The 19,693-nt window shown below is 47.7% G+C and carries 18 protein-coding genes and 1 pseudogene; 9 read left to right on the top strand and 10 right to left on the bottom strand.

Going from position 1 to position 19,693, the window contains the following annotated elements; translation table 11 throughout:
* The first annotated feature begins 63 nt into the window (after window positions 1–63).
* The 5 genes from JYB87_RS00540 to JYB87_RS00520 all read left to right on the top strand — a co-directional run bounded on the left by JYB87_RS00540 (window position 64) and on the right by JYB87_RS00520 (window position 7,040).
* A protein-coding gene (locus tag JYB87_RS00540) for an IS3 family transposase (protein WP_407695816.1) occupies window positions 64–1,280 on the top strand; the annotation gives its coding sequence in 2 pieces (ribosomal slippage) (window positions 64–379 and window positions 379–1,280; 1,218 coding nt in all).
* Between the two features lie 1,123 nt (window positions 1,281–2,403).
* Window positions 2,404–4,026 (top strand): methyl-accepting chemotaxis protein, encoded by a 1,623-nt coding sequence (locus JYB87_RS00535; protein WP_207354987.1) that lies wholly within the window; start codon window positions 2,404–2,406, stop codon window positions 4,024–4,026.
* A gap of 244 nt (window positions 4,027–4,270) precedes the next feature.
* The gene (locus JYB87_RS00530; protein WP_207354986.1) at window positions 4,271–5,785 is read left to right on the top strand and encodes an EAL domain-containing protein; all 1,515 of its coding nucleotides are present in this window, start codon (window positions 4,271–4,273) and stop codon (window positions 5,783–5,785) included.
* 211 nt (window positions 5,786–5,996) lie between these two features.
* Entirely contained in the window at window positions 5,997–6,542 is a 546-nt protein-coding gene (locus JYB87_RS00525; protein WP_228729914.1) for a DUF2937 family protein, read from the top strand.
* 24 nt (window positions 6,543–6,566) lie between these two features.
* Window positions 6,567–7,040 (top strand): peroxiredoxin, encoded by a 474-nt coding sequence (locus JYB87_RS00520; protein WP_207354985.1) that lies wholly within the window; start codon window positions 6,567–6,569, stop codon window positions 7,038–7,040.
* A 54-nt stretch (window positions 7,041–7,094) separates the two neighbouring features.
* On the opposite strand, the gene envZ is transcribed toward JYB87_RS00520, so the two are convergent.
* From envZ to modA, 5 genes are all read right to left on the bottom strand, one after another.
* On the bottom strand, window positions 7,095–8,414 hold the full coding sequence (envZ, locus tag JYB87_RS00515) for a two-component system sensor histidine kinase EnvZ (RefSeq protein WP_207354984.1): 1,320 nt from the start codon (window positions 8,412–8,414) through the stop codon (window positions 7,095–7,097).
* Window positions 8,411–9,136, bottom strand: coding sequence for an osmolarity response regulator transcription factor OmpR (gene ompR / locus JYB87_RS00510; RefSeq protein WP_207354983.1), 726 nt, complete (start codon window positions 9,134–9,136; stop codon window positions 8,411–8,413). Before ompR ends, envZ begins: the two co-directional genes overlap by 4 nt.
* Window positions 9,137–9,311: 175 nt before the next feature.
* Complete coding sequence (gene modC / locus JYB87_RS00505) at window positions 9,312–10,397, bottom strand: molybdenum ABC transporter ATP-binding protein ModC (RefSeq protein ID WP_207354982.1); 1,086 nt, start codon at window positions 10,395–10,397, stop codon at window positions 9,312–9,314.
* Complete coding sequence (gene modB / locus JYB87_RS00500; RefSeq protein WP_207354981.1) at window positions 10,391–11,089, bottom strand: molybdate ABC transporter permease subunit; 699 nt, start codon at window positions 11,087–11,089, stop codon at window positions 10,391–10,393. Before modB ends, modC begins: the two co-directional genes overlap by 7 nt.
* 3 nt (window positions 11,090–11,092) lie before the next feature.
* Entirely contained in the window at window positions 11,093–11,860 is a 768-nt protein-coding gene (modA, locus tag JYB87_RS00495; protein ID WP_207354980.1) for a molybdate ABC transporter substrate-binding protein, read from the bottom strand.
* A 142-nt stretch (window positions 11,861–12,002) separates the two neighbouring features.
* Here modA and JYB87_RS00490 point away from each other — a divergent pair, with 142 nt between their 5' ends.
* The gene (locus JYB87_RS00490) at window positions 12,003–12,800 is read left to right on the top strand and encodes a TOBE domain-containing protein (RefSeq protein ID WP_228729913.1); all 798 of its coding nucleotides are present in this window, start codon (window positions 12,003–12,005) and stop codon (window positions 12,798–12,800) included.
* Between the two features lie 108 nt (window positions 12,801–12,908).
* Here JYB87_RS00490 and JYB87_RS00485 read toward each other — a convergent pair whose 3' ends face one another.
* Window positions 12,909–14,723 (bottom strand): flotillin family protein, encoded by a 1,815-nt coding sequence (locus JYB87_RS00485; protein ID WP_207354979.1) that lies wholly within the window; start codon window positions 14,721–14,723, stop codon window positions 12,909–12,911.
* 62 nt (window positions 14,724–14,785) lie between these two features.
* Entirely contained in the window at window positions 14,786–15,433 is a 648-nt protein-coding gene (locus tag JYB87_RS00480) for an OB-fold-containig protein (protein ID WP_207354978.1), read from the bottom strand.
* 242 nt (window positions 15,434–15,675) lie between these two features.
* Between JYB87_RS00480 and JYB87_RS00475 the strand changes: the two are divergent.
* Window positions 15,676–15,816: pseudogene (locus JYB87_RS00475) on the top strand (transcription elongation factor GreB); the annotation flags it as partial.
* 567 nt (window positions 15,817–16,383) lie between these two features.
* Here the strand turns inward: JYB87_RS00475 and JYB87_RS00470 are convergent.
* A complete protein-coding gene (locus JYB87_RS00470; RefSeq protein WP_207354976.1) occupies window positions 16,384–16,692 on the bottom strand; it encodes a DUF2314 domain-containing protein in 309 nt (102 codons plus the stop codon).
* Window positions 16,693–16,783: 91 nt separating this feature from the next.
* Complete coding sequence (locus tag JYB87_RS00465) at window positions 16,784–17,296, bottom strand: tyrosine-type recombinase/integrase (protein WP_207354975.1); 513 nt, start codon at window positions 17,294–17,296, stop codon at window positions 16,784–16,786.
* Window positions 17,297–17,922: 626 nt separating this feature from the next.
* On the opposite strand from JYB87_RS00465, the gene JYB87_RS00460 reads away from it, so the two are divergent.
* Window positions 17,923–18,594, top strand: coding sequence for an HNH endonuclease family protein (locus JYB87_RS00460; RefSeq protein ID WP_207354974.1), 672 nt, complete (start codon window positions 17,923–17,925; stop codon window positions 18,592–18,594).
* A gap of 11 nt (window positions 18,595–18,605) precedes the next feature.
* On the opposite strand, the gene JYB87_RS00455 is transcribed toward JYB87_RS00460, so the two are convergent.
* Window positions 18,606–19,139 carry a hypothetical protein gene (locus JYB87_RS00455; protein WP_207354973.1) on the bottom strand — a complete coding sequence of 178 codons (534 nt, stop codon included), beginning with the start codon at window positions 19,137–19,139 and terminating at the stop codon, window positions 18,606–18,608.
* A gap of 188 nt (window positions 19,140–19,327) precedes the next feature.
* Here JYB87_RS00455 and JYB87_RS00450 point away from each other — a divergent pair, with 188 nt between their 5' ends.
* Complete coding sequence (locus tag JYB87_RS00450; protein ID WP_207354972.1) at window positions 19,328–19,531, top strand: hypothetical protein; 204 nt, start codon at window positions 19,328–19,330, stop codon at window positions 19,529–19,531.
* Window positions 19,532–19,693: the final 162 nt, after the last annotated feature.

Here is a 19,693-nt window from a genome sequence, read left to right as displayed (position 1 = left end):
CCCGATTAAAACGGACACTCATTAGTTAAGCGATAGGCTTAGACCTATCTTTAAGGAGTGTCTATGGAACGTATTGAAATTATTACTGGCGAACAACGTCGCCGTCGTTATACTCCGCAAGAAAAAGCAAAGTTCGTTGCCATGACTATGCAGCCGGGCTATTCGGTTTCGCTGGTTGCCAGGCAAAACGGCATAACCCCGAGTCTATTGTTTAAGTGGAAAAAGCTCATGCAAGATGGTGGTATGTCTGCTATCCAGTCTGGTGACGAAGTCGTCAGTGCTGCAGACCATAAGGCGCTTCAAAAGAAAGTGAAACAGCTTGAGCAGTTGCTCGGCCGTAAAACGATGGAAACCGAAATTCTAAAAGAGGCGCTGGAGATAGCTCAGTCAAAAAAGTTGATATCGCGCATGCCATTGCTACCACCGGACGATTCCCTGTCCTCCGAGTAGCTGCGGCTCTTGGCGTGTCGCGTTCGAACTTATACCAACGTTTGTCCGTGCGCCGAGAAGGCCGCTCAGTACGCTACAACAAGGCTGATGATGCGCTGTTATTGCCGTTAATAATCGACCTCTGCGAGGAGCGTGGAAGCAACGGCTATCGCCGGATTACTGCGCATTTAAATCGCCAGTTGAAAGCAGAGCAGCATGTAATTACACGAGTGAATCCCAAACGCGTCTATCGCCTGATGCAACAAAACAACTTGCTGTTACGCAAACATACCGGTCGTGTAAGTGAGCACCGCGCTCATGACGGTCAGGTTATTACGTTGCACCCAAACACTCGCTGGTGCTCAGACGGCTTTGAAATAACGTGCTGGAACAAAGAAAAAGTGCGCGTGGCATTTAGCTTAGATTGCTGTGATCGTGAAATTATGAGTTATGTAGCCACAACGACGGGTATCCGCGCTGACATGGTTCAAGACATTTTGGTTGAAAGCATGGAACAGCGCTTCGGAGATGTCCGAGAGTTGCCACATACCGTGGAATGGTTAACCGATAATGGCAGTTGTTATATCGCCGAAGAAACACGGCAGTTCGCGAAGTCACTCGGTTTTAAGGTGTGCACGACGCCAGTTAGAAGCCCGCAAAGCAATGGCATGGCAGAAGCTTTCGTGAAGACGTTTAAACGAGATTATGTATACCTGAATGACCGTCCAGACGCAGCCACGGTGCTTGCAAAGCTCGCTGAATGGTTTGACGATTACAACAATTACCACCCACACAGTGGATTGAAAATGATGTCACCTAGAGAGTATCGAGCTCTCAAAGTGGCGAGTTAAACTGTCCGTTTTAGTGGGGGCAACTACACTTTTCAAGATCTTGTTCTTATTGCAGTATGGAGTCTGTTTTTAGTTGCCCGAAATGTAGAAAGAGTCTTCACTGAACATACCGCCCAGCAAGCAATCGAAGAGATGAAGGAAGATATCGACCGAGCAAGAAGCTATGCCAACGAAACTCGTCATCTCAGCTATCTCATGAATCACGAAAAAAACTAAACATAAGCATCACCTAACAGCTGGTATTTTCATATTGGACGCGAGATGTATTTAGCTTGTAGTTTTCTTTCTTAATACATATTAGCTCATTATCTAACAAATAATTATGTCATCTTATGGTTACATTTTATGTCAGCTTATGGTTTAAGTGATTTAGTAACTTATTGATATGTATTATAGGGGTATGACAGTTTATGGTTTCAGCGACACCCGCTTTTGTCGATATAACCATAAGCTGACATAAAACAACCATAAGCTTGCGGCTGCAACACCCCGATTTAGCCGCTGATGAGGCATTATCAACTGAGTGAGTAAAACAGCGCGGAATCTACAGCTCCCTTTAACCTCTAAGCCTTTCAAATATCTCATACAGACATCACGGTGTTTATCTACGTTTTTAAGTTTGCGCATCGTACTTTTATCGTATAGCAACAGAAATATCGCCGACTCATGCCACGATAGATCACCCCACACTTCGAAATATCGATCGCAACCATGAATTATCGTGCGGTGATATTCACATTTTGTGAGCAGCAGCTTCCGCAGACTACAACACTATTACCGGTGAAAATATCGTAGCGCCTACAAATAGATTTCACGACCCACTTAACACGCGCTTTCTACCGCTTAGAACCTTAGCTAACGGTGCATGCAGGAAACTAGCATCGACATGCAACTGATATTGCTATATTCCAATTATCTAGGTTGGCAGTTGGCCACGCTTATTGATTTTAAACAATTTATCTTAAAAAAAGTCTCGCACTTAGTTGCTATATTGCCGTTTAAGCACATGATTAATCTACAGGCGCTAGCATCTAGGTTTAGCCATATTTCTGCGCCTAATGACATTATCCGTTTCGAATGTTGAGACCATCACAATCCTTTCTGATCCATTAAGGAGTCAGCGATGTTAAGACGCATCAAGATTGGCAAACGCCTATTTTTAGGATTCAGCATTTTAGTTTTGTTAAGCGTAGTAGTGGGTTTGTCAGCGATTTATCACATGTTTGAAATCAAAACGAACATCGATAATCTCGCTGAACGTAGACTACCGGCGGCATTGCTCGTCGGCGAAATGAACCGCAATCTCCTCTTAGTCCGAATATCGACCACCAATGCCCTTGATGCAGATTCAATGGCCGAACGGTTGAAATACCAGCAGCTTATTAAATCCTCAAGTCAGGCCTATGAGGAATCATCGAGTCAGGCCGAAGTATTTCACAAAACCACAGCAGGTCGCGCCGCATTTGAGCAAGTACTAGATGCAAAAGCGGCCTATGATTTAGTGCTGACGCAGGTGCTCAATCAGATCGCTGCTGACGATATTAACGGGGCAAAAGCCTTACAACATGCACAACTAAATCCGCTTGCTGAAAAAGTCACTGATGCATTATCGGCGTTAGCACAGTATCAGCGCGATACCGGGAAAAAACAGTCAAATTTAGCCTTTACAAGCCTCAGCAATGCTGAAATGTCGATCATTATTTCAATTGTGGTCGCAAGCGTGTTAGGCGTGATTCTGGCAATATTTTTTACCGCCAGCTTGGTACAACCAATGAAACTGGCATTAAATGCCAGCCACCAAATTGCTGCAGGCGAACTGCGCAACCAGTTTGACGACGCCGAACCGGATGAAATGGGAGAAGTGATACGAGCAATGGCCAAAATGCGCACTCAACTGCGCACTACGATAGAGGAGATCCATCATTCCGCTTCAAAGCTGATGTCCACATCCAACGAATTGCATACCATTACAGAAACATCCGTCCAAACCATTGAAAAACAAAATGCAGAACTTGATATGGCAGTCACCGCGGTTACCGAGATGACAGTGGCCATTGAAGAAGTGGCGCGTAGCGCTGCAGCAACCTCAGCCAACTCAACGTTAGTTGATGCAAGTGCGACTCAAGGGCAGCAGCAAGTTGAGTCAACTGTTGATGCTATTCAACAGCTCGAAAGTGAACTACAACAATCAAAAGCGTACATTTTAAGTTTATCGAATCAAATCGCTAACATTGGTTCGGTAATGGAAGTGATCCGTGGCATTGCAGAGCAAACTAACTTACTTGCCCTTAACGCTGCGATTGAAGCAGCGCGAGCAGGTGATACAGGTCGTGGCTTTGCGGTCGTCGCAGATGAAGTACGCGCGCTTGCTCATCGAACCCAAGAGTCAACCAAGCAAATCGGTGACACCATTAAAGCGGTTGAGGCAGAAACTGTGAGAACCGTATCGTCGATGGAGCAAAGTAGTTTGCGCGCAACTGACACATTACAAAAAGCACAGCAATCAGGCGCCGCTATTGAAGAGATCACCGCCGCCATTAGCAACATCAGTGTTCAAAATCTGACGATAGCGAATGCTGCTGAAGAACAAGCGGCCGTTGCGCGAGAAGTAGACAGCAACTTAGTTAACATTAAGCACCTGTCTGAATTTACCTCTGCAAGTGCGCGTGAAACACGAATTTCTAGTGAAAAAACCGCCGAGCTCGCTCAACATCTCAGCGAACTGGTTAAGGTATTTAAGGTGTAACGGGTAACTTCAAAAGCCAATCGGGGATGCAATATGCTTAAAGAAAAGCCTCTGATGCTAAAAAAGCCGTTAAATAACCACAAGATGCATCACAGCAGAGGCGTGGAGCGACATTCGTTGATAAGGCTCCTGTAAAACGAGTAACGGAGAAACAGTGTCTGCGCAAGGTTTTATGTATCCTTATGCCAGACGCCAACCTTGCTCTCATTAAACTATTGCGATTAATTTTTCGAGGTTAGCTTTGATGAAAATCGATCTTCGTAACGCATTGAATAGGCTGGCAATTTTTGGCGTAAGTGCAGTTGCTGCGTTACTGGTCTATTGGCTCGGATACCTATTTTACGTCAATGAGTTCAAGCAGTTACTACATCGAGAAAGCGAATCGGCGCTTACTGAAATCCAAACGCTGAGCGACGAAGTCATTTCTACGCTGGCGCTGCTAAATAATCAGCCGCTCAAAGGCTGTGATAATGAAGCACTCACCTATCTGCGTAAAAAATTATTTTTACTCAAACGGGTGAAGGAGATCGGTTATAGCGAAGGCAATCTTCTTAAATGTACGACGGGACTTGGTGAATTAACGCCCCCCGTAGTTGAAACTGCGCCAGACTTTATTGGGCCATTAAAGGCAGCGGTTTGGATCGATCGACCGCTCAGCTTATTTGAGGATACGCTAAAAGGCATTGTCGTGCGTTCAGGCAGTTACAGCGCAATTTTTCCGCGAGAATTTATTGGCAATCTAATAAAAATTGATACCGAGTGGGAATTGGTCTTTTTCCATAATGGCCAATATAAACATGTCACAGGGACGGAAGGGGTCTATCGCGCCAACCTGAGTCGACAGCTGCCGTTCCACACATCGTTATGCAGCGATAAAGTGCCTTACTGTGTTGCTGTTGCCGCCACGCATACATTTTTTTATAAGCAATATCATTCGTCGTTGGTGAGTTGTATCGGCATCGCTTTTTTAGTGTTCATTATTTCCGTCATTCTGCTGACAGAGTTTAGGGATCGTTATCATTCCGATAGCGCAAGGATTATGCGGGGTTTCACCAATGGCGCCTTTTTTTGTCTGTACCAACCCATTATCGAGTTAAGCAGCGAACGCGTGATTGGATGCGAAGTGCTGGCACGGTTTCGAGATAAAGATGGTGATATTTATCCGGATCAATTTCTTCCCACCATCGTAAGAAATAAAAAAACCTGGGCATTTACCACCTTGATTATTGGACGTTGCCTTGAGGAGATTAAGGCGCTCAATAACAACGGCGAGAAATTCAAAATCAATATCAACTTCTTTCCTCAAGATATTGATTCTGGTGAAATTTTAGAGATAATCAAAAGCCAAACATTAAAACATGTCAAATTTCAATTTGTGGTGGAGATAGTCGAAAGTGAACAGCTGATGAGCAAAAACAGTGTCCATGTTCTGCATGAACTCATTGGTCATGGGTTACAGATTGCTATCGATGACTTTGGTACGGGTTACTCAAATCTTCGACAATTGAAGAAATACCACTGCCATACCCTAAAAATTGACCGATCTTTTATCAACGAAATGGAAGACGGCTCGATACGTTCTACGTTGATCCCTCACATTTTGGATATTGCCAAGCAAGTGAACGCCAATGTTGTTGCAGAAGGCATTGAAAATACTGAACAACATAAAGCCTTAGTTGAGCTCGGGGTAGCATACGGACAAGGTTATATGTTTGGACGGCCGATGAGCATGGAAAAATTACAAGCAATGCTTGGCTAAAATAATCTTGAAACATGCGCTAAACGATATTTGCCTTTTTCAGCATCACTCGTATCTGTAAACATTACTGATACGCCATCTCAGCATAGAGGCACACCTAGACAGATTCGGTTCATCAATGAACTGTTATTATTGAGTTCTCGTGGCATTCGTAACCGCAGCATGTGAATCCGCTAGCGAATAATGCCTAGAGCAGTGGAGGAAGTTGCCTATGTTCACCGCGTTGATTAAGTTGCTACGCGACTATCTGCGTTTGTTGCTGTTTGGCTTAGGAGTACTGGCGGGTATTCAGGTGCCGGGCTTTGTCGATCAATACCAAAAGAGCGTGCAGGCGCATCTGGCCGAAGTTAGCCAACAGTTGGCGGGCTTTCAACGCGATGCTGACCGCTACTTTAATGGCAATCTTGAGCAACTCATTAGCCACTATGGCAATAGCAATGACCCAGTGTTTAGCGCTGGCGGCAGCAATATTGGTGCAATCGCCCAGCGCCAACTGCAACTGTCTCGAGCGGTACAAGGTTTTGAGGGCGCGTATTGGCATCCTTACCGCGAGCTACTGCTGAACCCACTGCCTGATATTCGCGCCGAAGTTTGGCAACACTTTAGCTATCAACTCTTGTTGAAACCGGAGGCAATCGCCTTTGGCTTGTTGGCTGGTTTGCTCACAGCGATGTTCATTGAAGCCTTGTTGAGTGCTTGTTTCTGGTGCACTATCAAAGGGGTAGCGCGAGTTTATCGACGCAGCCCTTCCCCTTAACACCCTTCTGACACGGAGTTTTTTATGATTGCTGTAGGACAACGACTTCCCGATGCGATGTTGAGCGAATTGACGGCTGATGGTGTCGTCGACCATCAAATCCGTGAGCTTTTTGCCCAGAAAAAAGTGGTACTGTTTGCCGTGCCCGGTGCCTTTACCCCAACCTGCTCTAACGCCCATCTGCCCGGTTTTGTTGCCTTAGCGGATGAGATCAAAGCCAAAGGCATTGATTTGATTGCCTGTGTGTCGGTCAACGATGCGTTTGTGATGAAAGCTTGGGGCGAGCAGCAAAACGCCAGTGAAATTATGATGCTGGCCGATGGCAGCGGCGCGTTTGCTAAAGCGATTGGGTTAGACTTTGACACCGGCAGTTTTGGTGGGCTGCGCTCACGCCGTTATTCGATGTTGATTGACGATGGCGTGCTGAAAATTCTCAATCTGGAAGCGCCGAAAGCCTTTGAAGTGAGTGACGCCCATACCATGTTGGCCGCGTTGTAAGCTGAAGTTTTCCTCTCAGCGCACTGGTAAAATTTCAGAGGACTAGCGCTGCGGTTAGGCATCCTGCCACTGTGGCAACCACACCTTAGCACGCAGGCCACCTGCTGGCCTGTTGCTGAGGCTGACCTGACCGTGATGACGCTCGACAATCCGTTTGATAATTGCCAAGCCAAGCCCTGAGCCGACACTGCCGCGTGCAGTATCACCTTGGGTAAACGGCTGGAACAGTTTCTCGACTTGATCGGCCGCAATCCCCGGACCATTGTCTTCAACCACGAAATAGGCGCCATCATCCTCATTGCCGCTGCTGATCTGAATCCATCCATCGCCATAACGCAGCGCGTTTTCCACCAGATTGCCCAGTACCCGTTTCACCGCCACACTGCTGGCGTTGACCGGGCGACATTGCCCCAGCTTCAGTTGAATATCGATACGATTTTCCAGTTGCGCCACTTCGGTGATCAACTGATTGAGCTCGACCGCGGCCCGATCATGTTGTTGGTCGTGACGAATATAGGCAATGAACTGATTGATGATGGCATCCATATCTTCAATGTCTTTGATGATGCCTTCTTGCAGGTAGCTGTCTTGCGCGCTCATCATTTCTGAGGCCAGCCGAATACGGGTCAACGGTGTACGCAAGTCGTGGGAAATCCCCGCCATCAATAGCGCCCGATCTTGCTCAAGCTGTTTCATGCTGACCGCCATCTTATTGAAGGTATTGGTTACTTCGATAATTTCTGACGATCCGACCAACGGCAATGGCTCGGGGTAATCACCACGGGACACATCCTGCGCAGCATCACGCAACCGTCGCAACGGCCGGTTTTGCTGCCGCGCGAACCACCAGCCACCGGCGACACTGAGCGCACCAATAACCATCAAATACAGGTTAAGTGGCGATAAAGCGTTTTCATTCCAGCCATCAAGCGGCACTCGAATCCACACGGACGGTGCTTGCGGTGGCTTGATCCACACCTGCAGCCCTTGGTGCTGGGAAATACGCACTTCGGCATCGCCTTGCAAGTATTGCGACATCTGCGACGATAAAAAGCCGTAATAAGTGGAATCTTCAATGCCTGCTTCACGGGCTTGTTTTTGGTTGAAGATCTGCATTTCGCCGCCGTGTACTTTGGCGTTTAGCGCGTCCACCACGGTGAAATGTTCGCGGCCGATGTCGATGCCATCAGCAAACAGCAAGTTAATTTGCCGCGCGATCAGCTGGTTAATCTGTTGGTAGCTGGGTTTGATAAAGTAGATGGTGACCGTTAGGTAGGACACCAGCTGGTTGATCATCAATAAGCAGGCGATCAGGGTAACGGTTTGGCTAAAGGCGCTACGAGGAAGCAGGTAGCGCCACCAGCGGCGCTTCATTTTCTGGCGGCGCCGTCAGGAACGAACACATAGCCCAAGCCCCACACGGTTTGAATATAACGTGGGTTGGCAGGGTCTTTTTCAATTAAGCGGCGCAGGCGCGACACTTGTACATCGATAGAACGTTCCAGCGCCGAATAATCGCGGCCACGGGCGAGGTTCATCAATTTATCGCGTGATAACGGTTCACGTGGATGGGTCACCAGCACTTTCAATACCGCAAACTCACCGCTGGTCAGCGCAATAGCTTCATCGTGGTGATACATTTCGCGGGTGGCTAAGTTGAGGCTGAATTCACCAAAGGCAACCAGCTCCTCTTGCTGCGATGGCGCACCGGGGATCTCTTGGGTTTGACGACGCATCACCGCTTTAATACGGGCGAGCAATTCACGCGGATTAAACGGTTTGGGCAGGTAGTCATCCGCGCCGAGTTCAAGGCCGATAATCCGATCCACTTCATCACCTTTGGCGGTGAGCATCACAATCGGTAAGGTGCTACCTTGCTGACGCATGCGCCGACAGATAGACAAACCATCTTCACCGGGCAGCATCAAATCCAGCACTAACAGGTGGAAATTTTCACGCTCTAGCAAACGATCCATCTGCTCAGCATTGGCTGCCGTCCGCACCTGAAAGCCTTGCTCCATCAGGTAACGCTCCAACAATGCCCGCAGTCGCATATCATCATCAACTACCAGAATTTTTGAGGTTTCTTGTCCCATGGAGATTTCCTTCAAGCCCGTGGCTGTTTCAATAGGTTAACAGCTCTATTTTGGCATCATACCAAGCAAATTAATGTCGAGAATGGCAAATTTAGCTGTAACGGGGGGAAAAAACTACCCTGTACTTTGTAACAGCAGTTTAATACTCGTTAAGTTTGCTCAAATAAGCGCACAATTAAGCCGCTGCAATGTCGGCAGAAGTGAGGCTGACACCCTTAATTTGGGCAAAAAATTGTTCGCCTACCTTGAGTTGCAATTCGTCTAACGCCCAGCGAGTGATGTTGGCCCACAGCACACTGCCGGCTAAATCCAGCCGTAAACTGACATATTGGCCACTGTTGCTCGGCTCAATCCCCTGCAGCGTTACTGGCAGCACGTTACGAATACTGCTGGCCTGTGGCCGTTCACGACACACTGACACTTGGTTACTGTGAATACGCACGCGGATCAACTCGCCCTGTGGCAACAATTGATTGACCCATAACGATATTTCTCGATTGAGCGCCAAACGGCTCATCTCGTAACTTGCGACGGTTTCGATCACTTTGGCAGAGATCAGTGAGCTTTGTTCCTGCGCGGTTTGCCACGGCCGCAGCAGTGGACTGTCCCACATTTGCTCAAGCGGCCCATTGAGAACCATTTTGCCGCTATCCAACACCAGCATATGGTCGGCTAACTGCAGGATTTCATCCAAGCTATGACTGACATACACAATCGGCAGTTTGAGTTCGGCCGCCATTCGTTGCAGATAGGGTAATAGCTCTTGCTTACGCGGTAGATCAAGCGAGGCCAGCGGCTCATCCATCAATAGCAGCTCAGGCTCGGTCAACAAGGCGCGACCAATGGCAACCCGCTGCTTTTCGCCGCCTGATAGCGCCGCTGGATAGCGCTTGAGCAGTTTGTCTAACCCCAGCAGGGCAACGACGGTATCAAACAGCCGCTGATTGGGCTGTCGTGGCCGACCATAATTTAAGTTGCCACGAACGCTGTAATGGGGAAATAAGCGCGCATCTTGAAATACAAAGCCGGTGGCACGTTGCTCGGGCCGTAAATTAATATTGCGTTGGCCATCAAACAGCACGCGGTCACCGAGCTGGATCCGCCCAACATCGGGTATGGCTAATCCGCCGAGAATATTGACCAACGAGGTTTTACCCGCACCGGAGCGCCCAAAGATGGCACTCACGCCAAAAGTGGGCAACGCCGAGTTCACCTCAAGCAGGGTGTCGCCCAGCCGTTTCTGAATATCGATGATTAACATTGACCGCTCGCCCTTAATTGCACCTTGTTGCCTAACCATTGTGAGGCCACCAGCGACAGCAAAGAGATCACTATCGCAATCACGCATAATCTGGCCGCTTGTGCCTCTGCCCCTGGGGTTTCGATAAAGGAATACATGGCGAGCGGAATGGTGCGAGTTTCACCGGGAATATTGGACACAAAGGTAATGGTGGAACCAAACTCGCCCAAACAACGGGCAAATGCCAGCACCATCCCCGAAACAATGCCCGGCGCGGTGAGCGGCAAACTGATGGTGAAAAAGACTCTTAGCCGCCCAGCACCTAAGGTTCGCGCCGCTTGTTCTAAGTGAGTATCCACCGCTTCAAAGGCTTGCCGAATCGCCCGCACCATCAACGGAAACGCCACCACTGCGGCGGCCAATGCCGCGCCACGCCAACTAAAGCTAAAGCTGATCCCCAGATGCTGATACAACCAACCGCCGAGCCAACCACTGCGCCCCATACTGACCAGTAGCAGATAGCCAACCACCACCGGTGGCAGCACCAACGGTAGATGCACCAGCCCATCTAGGAGTGATTTACCGGGGAAGCGGCAACGCGCCAATATCCACGCCACCGCAACCCCAAATGGCAGACTACAACAAACCGCTACCGCCGCCACTTTAAGGCTTAGTAGCAGTGCAGCAACTTCGTAGTCAGTTAACCCAAGCATGGCTTAGTCCACCTTAAAGCCATATTTGGCAAACACGGCTTTGGCTTCGGCGGTTTGTAGATAGTCATACAATGCTTTAGCTGCTGGGCTTGGCGCGCTTGAGGTCAAGGCAACTGGGTAGGCGATTGGCTTATGGCTGCTGCTTGGAAACTCCGCCACGGTTTTCACCTTGTCAGAGATCTGGGCATCGGTGGCATACACAATACCGATGCTGGCTTCGCCACGTTCCACCAAGGCGAGCGCCGCCCGCACATTATTTGCCCGTGCCAGTAGTGGCTCGGCACTGGCCCATAACCCGAGAGTTTCGAGCGATTCTTTGGCATAACGGCCAGCCGGCACATGGTCTGGGTCGCCCACCGCAATCCGGCTATCCCCCACTAAGCCCACCACATTTAACTTGGCGTCAATCACCACCGCTGGCAACTCACGCGCTTGCGGCGCAATCATCACCAAGGCATTGTGCAGCAGCGTAATGCGGCTGGCACTATCAATCGAATGTTGCTGCTGAAGGTAGTCCATCCACTTTTGGTTCGCTGACAGGAACAACTCTGCTGGCGCACCTTGTTCGATTTGGCGCGCCAACGTCGATGATGACGCAAAGGAAAAACGGGTATCGGTATCGTGAGTCTTATCAAATTGCTTGCCGATGTCGGTCATGGCATTGGTTAACGACGCGGCGGCAAATACGGTAATTTGCTCTTTGGCGAAGCTGCTAAATGACAGCGTGCTGGCGACAACTACACCGAAAATCAGTTTGAGGCGAGCGTTCATGGTTTCATCCCTGTTGAGTTGTGTTGCTATTTGTTTATCGATATATACCAAACTATATAACGATCGGCAAACGAAAACCGGGACTTTTTTGCTCAGCAGTAGCGTTTCACTAGCGGATGAACGACAATGGCGTTAGCAATAAATGGACAGCAACCTTATGGATCTTAAAGCACTTCTCACCTTAAACAACGACAGCACCCTGTTTGCCAACCCTCGAAGAATCAAGCTATTACAGCAAGTACAGCGGACAGGTTCTATTAGCCAAGGCGCCAAAGAGGCTGGTATCAGCTACAAAGCGGCTTGGGATGCGATTAACGATATGAATCAACTCGCTGAACAGGATGTGGTGCACAGTGCCAAAGGCGGGAAAGGCGGCGGTGGTGCCAAATTAACGCCGTTTGGCGAACGTTTGCTGCAACTCTATAGCTTGATGGATCAGATGCAAGATATGGCGTTAACCGCACTGGTGGATGCCGCAGTACCCATGGGCAGCTTGCAAGAACTGATGGCGCACTTTTCACTCGAAACCAGCGCCCGCAATCAACTGTTAGCCGAAGTGGTCGCACTGCAGAGTGATAATGTCAGCGATTCAATCCAATTAAAACTCGCTGGAAATCAACAGGTCGAAGCATCCATTACCCATTCTAGCACCGCCCGCTTGGCGTTAACGATCGGCAAAAAAGTGCTGCTGCTATTTAAAGCGCCTTCCGTATCGATTCAGCTGCACAGCGACGACAGCGGTAACAATCAACTGCGTGGAGTAGTGACCCAGTTGATGCGCGGCAATTCACGCACCGAAGTTACCCTCGACATCGGCAGTGATGAACAGGTCTATGCCTCGGTCGAAAATGAACTGATCAGCGCCATGAAACTGACCGAGGGCGACTATTGCTACGCCTGCTTTCACCCAAGCAACGCCATTATTGCCAGCATGAAATAAGCGTTATTGGTTGGGAAATAAACCCTGTTCAGTAAAAACCATGGCTTGCCCAAAAAATAGAAAAGCACAGCGTGATAGCTGTGCTTTTTGCTATTTCAACTCAGCGAGTTATTCAACATCTGCCGCGGGTGCTGCACCGTTAGATTTTGCAGCGCGGGCGGTTACCGCTTTGCCATTCACGGCTTTGCTGTGAATCGCGTTTTGGGTCAGTGCTGCGCTACCACTTAGCAACTGCTCCAGTCCCTCACCTTGTTTAACTAACCCAAGCTCAGACAACATCGCATCCACCATCGGCGCATTGGCGCGATACTTGAGTGCCGCATTGGTGATCTGCTCAGATAAGCCAGCTTCACTGCCCGCCGCTTCACCGACACCAGCGCTGCTGCCTAAGCCATTGTAACCTTGCAGGATCTTGATACTGTCGATCTGTTCTAACGGCTTCACCGTTTGGGCGATGATCTCTGGCAACACTTTCAGAATTTGAATCGCTTTTTGCAGTTCAATCTGCTCTAGACTCAGCACGTTGTCGGCTTCGTTCAGCATGCGCTTACCTTCCGCTTCCACTTCGTAGCTCTTGGCTTTTGCTTCGGCGCGGATACGTTCCGCTTTCGCGCTGGCTTCCGCTTCAGTCACCACCGCTTCAGCACGGGCTTTAGAGGCTGCTTGTTCTGCTTCTGCCGCCACTTTCACCGCAACCGCTTCCCGTTCCGCTTCTTGGCTGGCTTCTAGTACTTCAATCTGCTTTTTACGATTCGCTTCGGCCAGTTCACGCGCGGTGATAACCGCTTCTTCCGCTTCTACTTTTTTGCGCTCTTCTGCCGCAGCATCGGCACGAGCCACCGATTCCTCTTTCGATTTCACCGCGACCGCAACCTGCTTAATCTGCTCGGCCACTTCAACGGCGCGTTGTTGCTCAATTTGCTTCTCGCGAATGGTTTGCTCTTGTTCAATCTTCGACGCTTCAATCGCTTTTTTACGCTCGATTTCGCGCTGTTCGATCACTTGCTCTTTTTCAATGCGCGCTTGTTGAATCGCGCGGTCCTTGTTGATCTCGGCCACTTCAGATTCACGGGCTTTTTCAGCCGCTTGTTGCGCAATCAACATTTTTTGTTCAGCACGCGAGAATTCCAACTCCCGTTGTTGCTCCAATGAGGCCTGCTCTTTGGCTTTGCTGATCTCCAGCGCTTGTTTGTCGGCTTCCAGATTGCGCGTTTCAATCAAAATGCGAGTTTGTTGCTCAATGTCGTTGGTTTCTTTGCGCTTTTCTTGAATGATGCGCGTCAGACGTGCGCGACCTTCGGCGTCAAAGGCATTGTTTTCATCAAAGTATTCCAGATTGGTTTGGTCAAAACCGGTCAGTGATACTGACTCCAATTCCAAGCCGTTCTTCTCAAGATCGGTGGCGACATTGTTTTGTACCCGCTGCACAAAGTCAGCACGCTGCTCATGCATCTCAGTCATGGTCATCTCGGCCGCCACGGCGCGCAGTACGTCAACAAACTTACCTTCCATCAACTCTTTCACTTGGTCTGAGTCCATGGTGCGGTAACCCAAGGTCTGCGCCGCCATCGAGATCCCTTCGGTGGTGGGTGCCACCCGCAGGTAGAATTCGGCACGCACATCCACCCGCATACGGTCTTTGGTGATCAGTGCCGATTTCAAATCACGCACTACTTCAATACGCAGCGTGGTCATGTTGACTGGCATCACTTCGTGCAGCACTGGCAGCACCACAGCGCCGCCATCTTTCACCACTTTTTCGCCCCCAAGACCGGTACGCACAAAGGCGGTTTCTTTGGTGGCACGTTTGTAAAGCTTGGCGAAAATCAAACCGATTGCGAGAATGGCAACCACCACCACGCCTGCAATAATTAACATCAAGCTCAGGTTATCCGTAGTACCTGATTGAACAAATGAGTTCATACGTCCTCTTTTAACTTAATGATGAATGGGAAATGAGTGCTTTTACGCTAGAGCGTTCACGATCACGATAGGGCTTTCACGATAAAGTGACGTTCAGTTTTTTCAAGTAAGGCGACCTCAGTGCCGGCAGGCAACTCAGTGTCATCTTCCGGCGCCACCAGAATGTAATGCTTCTGGCCAAAGTCATCGACCAACACCGCTTCTGCTGGTAGATCGCGCCGAGCAGTACCGATAGTGATTCGCGCAGATTTACCGACAAATGAGCGGCTACTGATCGCGGAAGATTCGTTTTTAGGCAGCAAGCGCGCTAACGGCTGGCCAATTAAGCGGGTGAGCCACACCATAGCCAGCAGCGCAAGCGGTAGGCTGATGTACATTGGCACCAGAAGATTGAATAGATTTTGTGCGGTTGCGTTAACCAAATAGCCACTGACGCTAAAACTGGTAAGTGCGAGTATCAGCCAAACCAGAAATGGCAGCTTAGCAAAACAGAGCCAGCCCAAAAGCGCCGTCACGCCAGACGCAGGATTGACCAGTTCAGCACTGACGTCGGCATCCAAATCGAGGTCGACAGGTAAGGCTTGGTCGATGAGATTGCCCAGCGAAAAGCCGATAAGAGCGCCCACGCCTTCCAACAGTGCCAGCACCAGCATCAAGCAAAGTGCACAGCTGAATACAAAATTCTGATCGCTCAGCAGAAACTCAAACATATGGTCGCTCTTCCGTGTGACATAATATGTCAAGTTAGCGAAATGCGTTAGAATGTCAACTGAAAGATTAAAATTTACTTAAAATGGGTCGAACCGTCACAAAAGCGACCGCTGCCAACACTGACGATTGGCACTTGGCGGTGAGGAAAGTATATTAGCTGCGATCAGCTGGTCAGCTGTCTGGCACAGCGCCCAATAGATAGCGCTACCGCCGTGGCCGCGTTTTTGAAATAGGATTGCCCTTGAGAACCAATTTAATCACCGCCGAAGGCTTAGCCAAATTAACCAAAGAGTTGGATTATTTGTGGCGTGAGTATCGCCCAGAAATCACCAAAAAGGTGGCGTGGGCGGCGAGCCTCGGCGATCGCTCTGAAAACGCAGATTGCAGGTTAGTACGACTTAAGCCATACTAATTCCATAAATATATTGATTAATAATATTTTATTTAAAGTATGTGTAATATTGCTGGCATACTATTTGAAAAATAAAAGCCGATATCCAAACACAGATATCGACATAATAGGTGCCGCTTATTTATAGAAGTCTCAGCGTTGCTTAATCATTCTACAATTGATGACTTTTAGTGAGATAATAGGAAGTTAGAGTGAATGGTTTATGGGCAGTGGCTTCAAAGATTGATTCAGCGATAGCTCCTGCTTGAATTTTTGAAAGGATTGCGCTTTCTCTGAGCGAATGTAGAGTAAATGATTGTGATAGGCCAATCTCTTTAGCTGCGATATTAAATACTTTTGTAGCTCCAACTCTAGTAGTGATTATGCGATGCCATGTGTGACGCGATAATCATCTAATCCAGCGGTATGTGTTCTTCCCTATCTCTAAATGAAACTTTAGGAACACTGGTTGTACTGTCACTGAAAATTTCCAGATTAATTGAGGGGTGACCGCGGTAAGCAGTCGTCCAGCGTGAGCGAACGAACTTGAACCGCTTATTAGGCTTGGGGCAATTTTTCATATATCTGGATGACGTGTTCTGGACAAAATTCGATACTAGCCCCTGCTCGCAACTCAGTAGTACAGTACGGGTCATTGTCTAGCACTCCGACATATGAGTCGCCATTGCGCTCTTCAACCACCACCCACATACGCTCGACATGCAGGCTTTCCTCAAGCGAGATGCGAAAAATCAGCTTTACAATTTCACCTGGCAGCAGGCTTTCCCGTTCATCACGAGGAGGCATCCAGAATGTCTCGGGATATTCTCGGTTGATTTCTTCACCATTATCAAGTGTGTATTTCATGAGCAGCCTAGCGCCTGCCACATAGGAGAGCAACTTGTTGCGAGTCCAGCGCTGTAGGCGCGGTGTGCTGGTGATTCACTACTTAATCAATCTACAATTGACTACTTTTAGATGGATAATAAGAACTTAGAGTGATTGGTGTATGACCAGTGGCTTCAAAAATTGATTCAGCGGTAGCTCCTGCTTGAACTTTTGAGAGCATTGCGCTTTCTCTGAGCGAATGTAGAGTGAATGATTGTGATAGGCCAATCTCTTTAGCTGCAATATTAAATACTTTTGTGGCTTCAACCCTAGTAGCGATATGCTCAGGAAAGTAGTGATCAGGCGAACCATGTGTGACGCAATAATCATTTAATCTGCCAAATATTTCTTTTGGCAATACAACTGTATGTGTTCTTCCCATCCTATCTCTAAATGAAACTTTAGGAACACTGGTTGTACTGTCACTGCAAATTTCCAGATTAATTGCGTCTTCTAATCTAAGTCCAGTTAAAAATAACAGCTGAAATAAGACCTTATAGTGCAATTCAGTGGTATGTTCGATTAGCATATTGACCTGAGATTCTGAAATCGTCTTCTCTGGTTTTGGGATTATCATTGTCATTAAAAAATACCTCTTTGTTAAATGAGCTAATTTTTACGGCTATTAAAGTATGGTTGTTTTTTTTTAAAGCGTTGGGATTTTTTGTATCTCCAATCACTAAAGGCAGACCGTAACCAAGTTTATGTTGGAATAGCATCTGTTGCAGTCATTAAGATTGGATAGACGAACGGGCTAAAATGAAACAAGCTGAAATCTTACCTGAGCATAAAGATAGGCAAAGTCTAATATTGTTGAAACAGCAATATTCCAGTAGGGGGAGCTAATTCAGCTATTTCCCCATTATGATTTAAAGAAGTTGTACAGTACCGTTCCGTAAGTTATTGGAAAATTCCCCGACCAGACCTTGTGTTAGCTGCGACTAATATGCTGCATAAAAAACGATAACTTACGAATTAATATTCTTTTTAGTGTTTTTTGAGACAACCTAAGATGTCAGTTGCTCTGGGACAAATACGTGTTACATCTTTTTTGGGACAAAAGCGCCTTAGCGAAAACACGAATTTGGACATTTTTCATGTTGTACCCGCTAGATGCCAAGCGATCAACATCCCCCGCAATTGCTTGACTAACAATAGGTTTATGTCACATTAGCAAATGTATCTTCCACGGAGTTAAATGGTCAAGGAATGAAAAATCTTCTATCAATCGTGCTGCTTGCGGCATCATTGCTGGCATATCCTGCTCATGCACTGGTTAAGAAATCCAATAGTGGCATTTGTCACGATGAGGGCAGTCGCTACTTCGACAAGACCAAGCATTTCACTCCATATCAAACGCTCGCAGACTGCTTAAATTCTGGTGGTCGCTTACCCAAAGGGTACGTGCCAAAGTCTGCATCGGAATATCAACCCACATCAAATCATTCATCAGGCGCACACTACTCAAGGGATAAGTTCGGAAAAGGGTGGGCTGACGTTGACCATGATGGGCAAGATACCCGCCAAGAAATCTTGATTGCTCAGAACACTGGTAACTTAGTCTTTAACGACAAAGGGCGTGTCATTCGCGGCCGTTGGGTATCTATGTACAGTGGCAACGTGATTGTGAACGCTTCTGAAGTCGATATTGACCACATTGTTCCGCTTAGTTGGGCATGGAAGCATGGTGCTGATAAATGGACGCAAGCCGAGCGAGAACAGTTCGCCAATGACCAGCGTAACTTAGTTGCTGTCGAGGCATCACTTAATCGTCAGAAGGGTGACAAAGGGTTGGACGAGTGGCTTCCACCGACTAACCAGCAACAGTACACCCTTAGATTTAAACGGATAGTCGCACTTTATAAGCTCACTGGTGAGTAGTGATTCAAACGTTATTGCGTAGTGCAAATTTCCAAAGCCCAAACTTTCACTCCTTCGCGTTCGTAGTTTGCCTGCCTACCTGCTTTGAACCCCGGACACATGAAAAACGAGTATTTAAAAATTGAGTCGGTTAGTAAGACCTTGTTAATGTCATTTTTAAGCTTCTGATTGTTGGTTGGTGTTACGGAAGCAAACACCTCTGCTGATAGTTTTTTACACTGGGACTCAATATCTGCACCTGCTGCGGTGCCTAGATTTAATTTGAACGGTGCGAGGTCTGGGTGTTCTACAAAAAGGATTTCCACCGCTAGGAATGACGCTAAGTAAGTGAATGACTGGTTGATCTGTTCTATCAGGTTTAGGGGGCGTTCTGGGGCGAGTGGATCAAAGCCTAGCTTGCTAAATTTCATACTCGAAAATAAATCTAACGGGGGGCTTTCTTTGGCCAATTTCTCCAGATTATCAGAACTGAGTTGCATTGACTCAATCACCGTATTTTTCAGCGTAGCAAGTTCGGTTGGGTTTTGAACGATGAGGGATTTCACTTGATGCCTCCGCGCAATCCATTGGTTAATTTCGTTTGAAAAGCATCTGCTTTCGACAGTAGAGAACTCTACCTCTTTAGAGATAATTTAAGTTACAAAAGCATTGTGATGTTGCTCTCAGTTTACAATTGTATTACATTTGTAAGCGTAGAGAACATTAGTTCCGCAACACTGCGATGGAGAAGCGTATGAAAACGTTATCGATTATCTGTCCGCAGGAAGCGCCTGTTTGTATGGATGCTTTGCTTGATTACATTAACACTTGGCATTGCGAAATTTATGTCAGGGAAGCAGGTCAACTTGAAATCAAAGTTGATGAACAAATCGTCAATAGTGAACAATTTATCCTTCGTAAACATTTCCCTTGGGTTAAAGTAGATGTCCTGAGTTGACCATTGGTACCGCAGGCGTAAACATTTGGGGCGAGGCAATGTCAGCTTGATTAACCTCGCCAAGAGTCATGACCAGTTCTAATCACCACATACACTAATGAACGATGTATCATAGGGTTTAGGCCTAATGTTACTCGAGTCTCCAGAACCGTTACCCGATGC

This window comes from Shewanella avicenniae (assembly GCF_017354945.1).
GTDB lineage: Bacteria > Pseudomonadota > Gammaproteobacteria > Enterobacterales > Shewanellaceae > Shewanella > Shewanella avicenniae.
Note: the sequence above shows the minus strand (reverse complement) of the source record. Positions and strands in the feature narration are given on the sequence as shown.

Bases quoted from the DNA above. Each gene is read 5' to 3' on its own strand.
- JYB87_RS00470 (WP_207354976.1), bottom strand. From the start codon at position 16,692: ATGAAATACACACTTGATAATGGTGAAGAAATCAACCGAGAATATCCC.
- JYB87_RS00520 (WP_207354985.1), top strand. From the start codon at position 6,567: ATGATTGCTGTAGGACAACGACTTCCCGATGCGATGTTGAGCGAATTG.
- JYB87_RS00535 (WP_207354987.1), top strand. From the start codon at position 2,404: ATGTTAAGACGCATCAAGATTGGCAAACGCCTATTTTTAGGATTCAGC.
- JYB87_RS00530 (WP_207354986.1), top strand. From the start codon at position 4,271: ATGAAAATCGATCTTCGTAACGCATTGAATAGGCTGGCAATTTTTGGC.
- JYB87_RS00450 (WP_207354972.1), top strand. From the start codon at position 19,328: ATGAAAACGTTATCGATTATCTGTCCGCAGGAAGCGCCTGTTTGTATG.
- modC (WP_207354982.1), bottom strand. From the start codon at position 10,397: ATGTTAATCATCGATATTCAGAAACGGCTGGGCGACACCCTGCTTGAG.
- modA (WP_207354980.1), bottom strand. From the start codon at position 11,860: ATGAACGCTCGCCTCAAACTGATTTTCGGTGTAGTTGTCGCCAGCACG.
- modB (WP_207354981.1), bottom strand. From the start codon at position 11,089: ATGCTTGGGTTAACTGACTACGAAGTTGCTGCACTGCTACTAAGCCTT.
- JYB87_RS00490 (WP_228729913.1), top strand. From the start codon at position 12,003: ATGGACAGCAACCTTATGGATCTTAAAGCACTTCTCACCTTAAACAAC.
- JYB87_RS00480 (WP_207354978.1), bottom strand. From the start codon at position 15,433: ATGTTTGAGTTTCTGCTGAGCGATCAGAATTTTGTATTCAGCTGTGCA.
- JYB87_RS00460 (WP_207354974.1), top strand. From the start codon at position 17,923: ATGAAAAATCTTCTATCAATCGTGCTGCTTGCGGCATCATTGCTGGCA.
- ompR (WP_207354983.1), bottom strand. From the start codon at position 9,136: ATGGGACAAGAAACCTCAAAAATTCTGGTAGTTGATGATGATATGCGA.
- JYB87_RS00525 (WP_228729914.1), top strand. From the start codon at position 5,997: ATGTTCACCGCGTTGATTAAGTTGCTACGCGACTATCTGCGTTTGTTG.
- JYB87_RS00465 (WP_207354975.1), bottom strand. From the start codon at position 17,296: ATGACAATGATAATCCCAAAACCAGAGAAGACGATTTCAGAATCTCAG.
- envZ (WP_207354984.1), bottom strand. From the start codon at position 8,414: ATGAAGCGCCGCTGGTGGCGCTACCTGCTTCCTCGTAGCGCCTTTAGC.
- JYB87_RS00485 (WP_207354979.1), bottom strand. From the start codon at position 14,723: ATGAACTCATTTGTTCAATCAGGTACTACGGATAACCTGAGCTTGATG.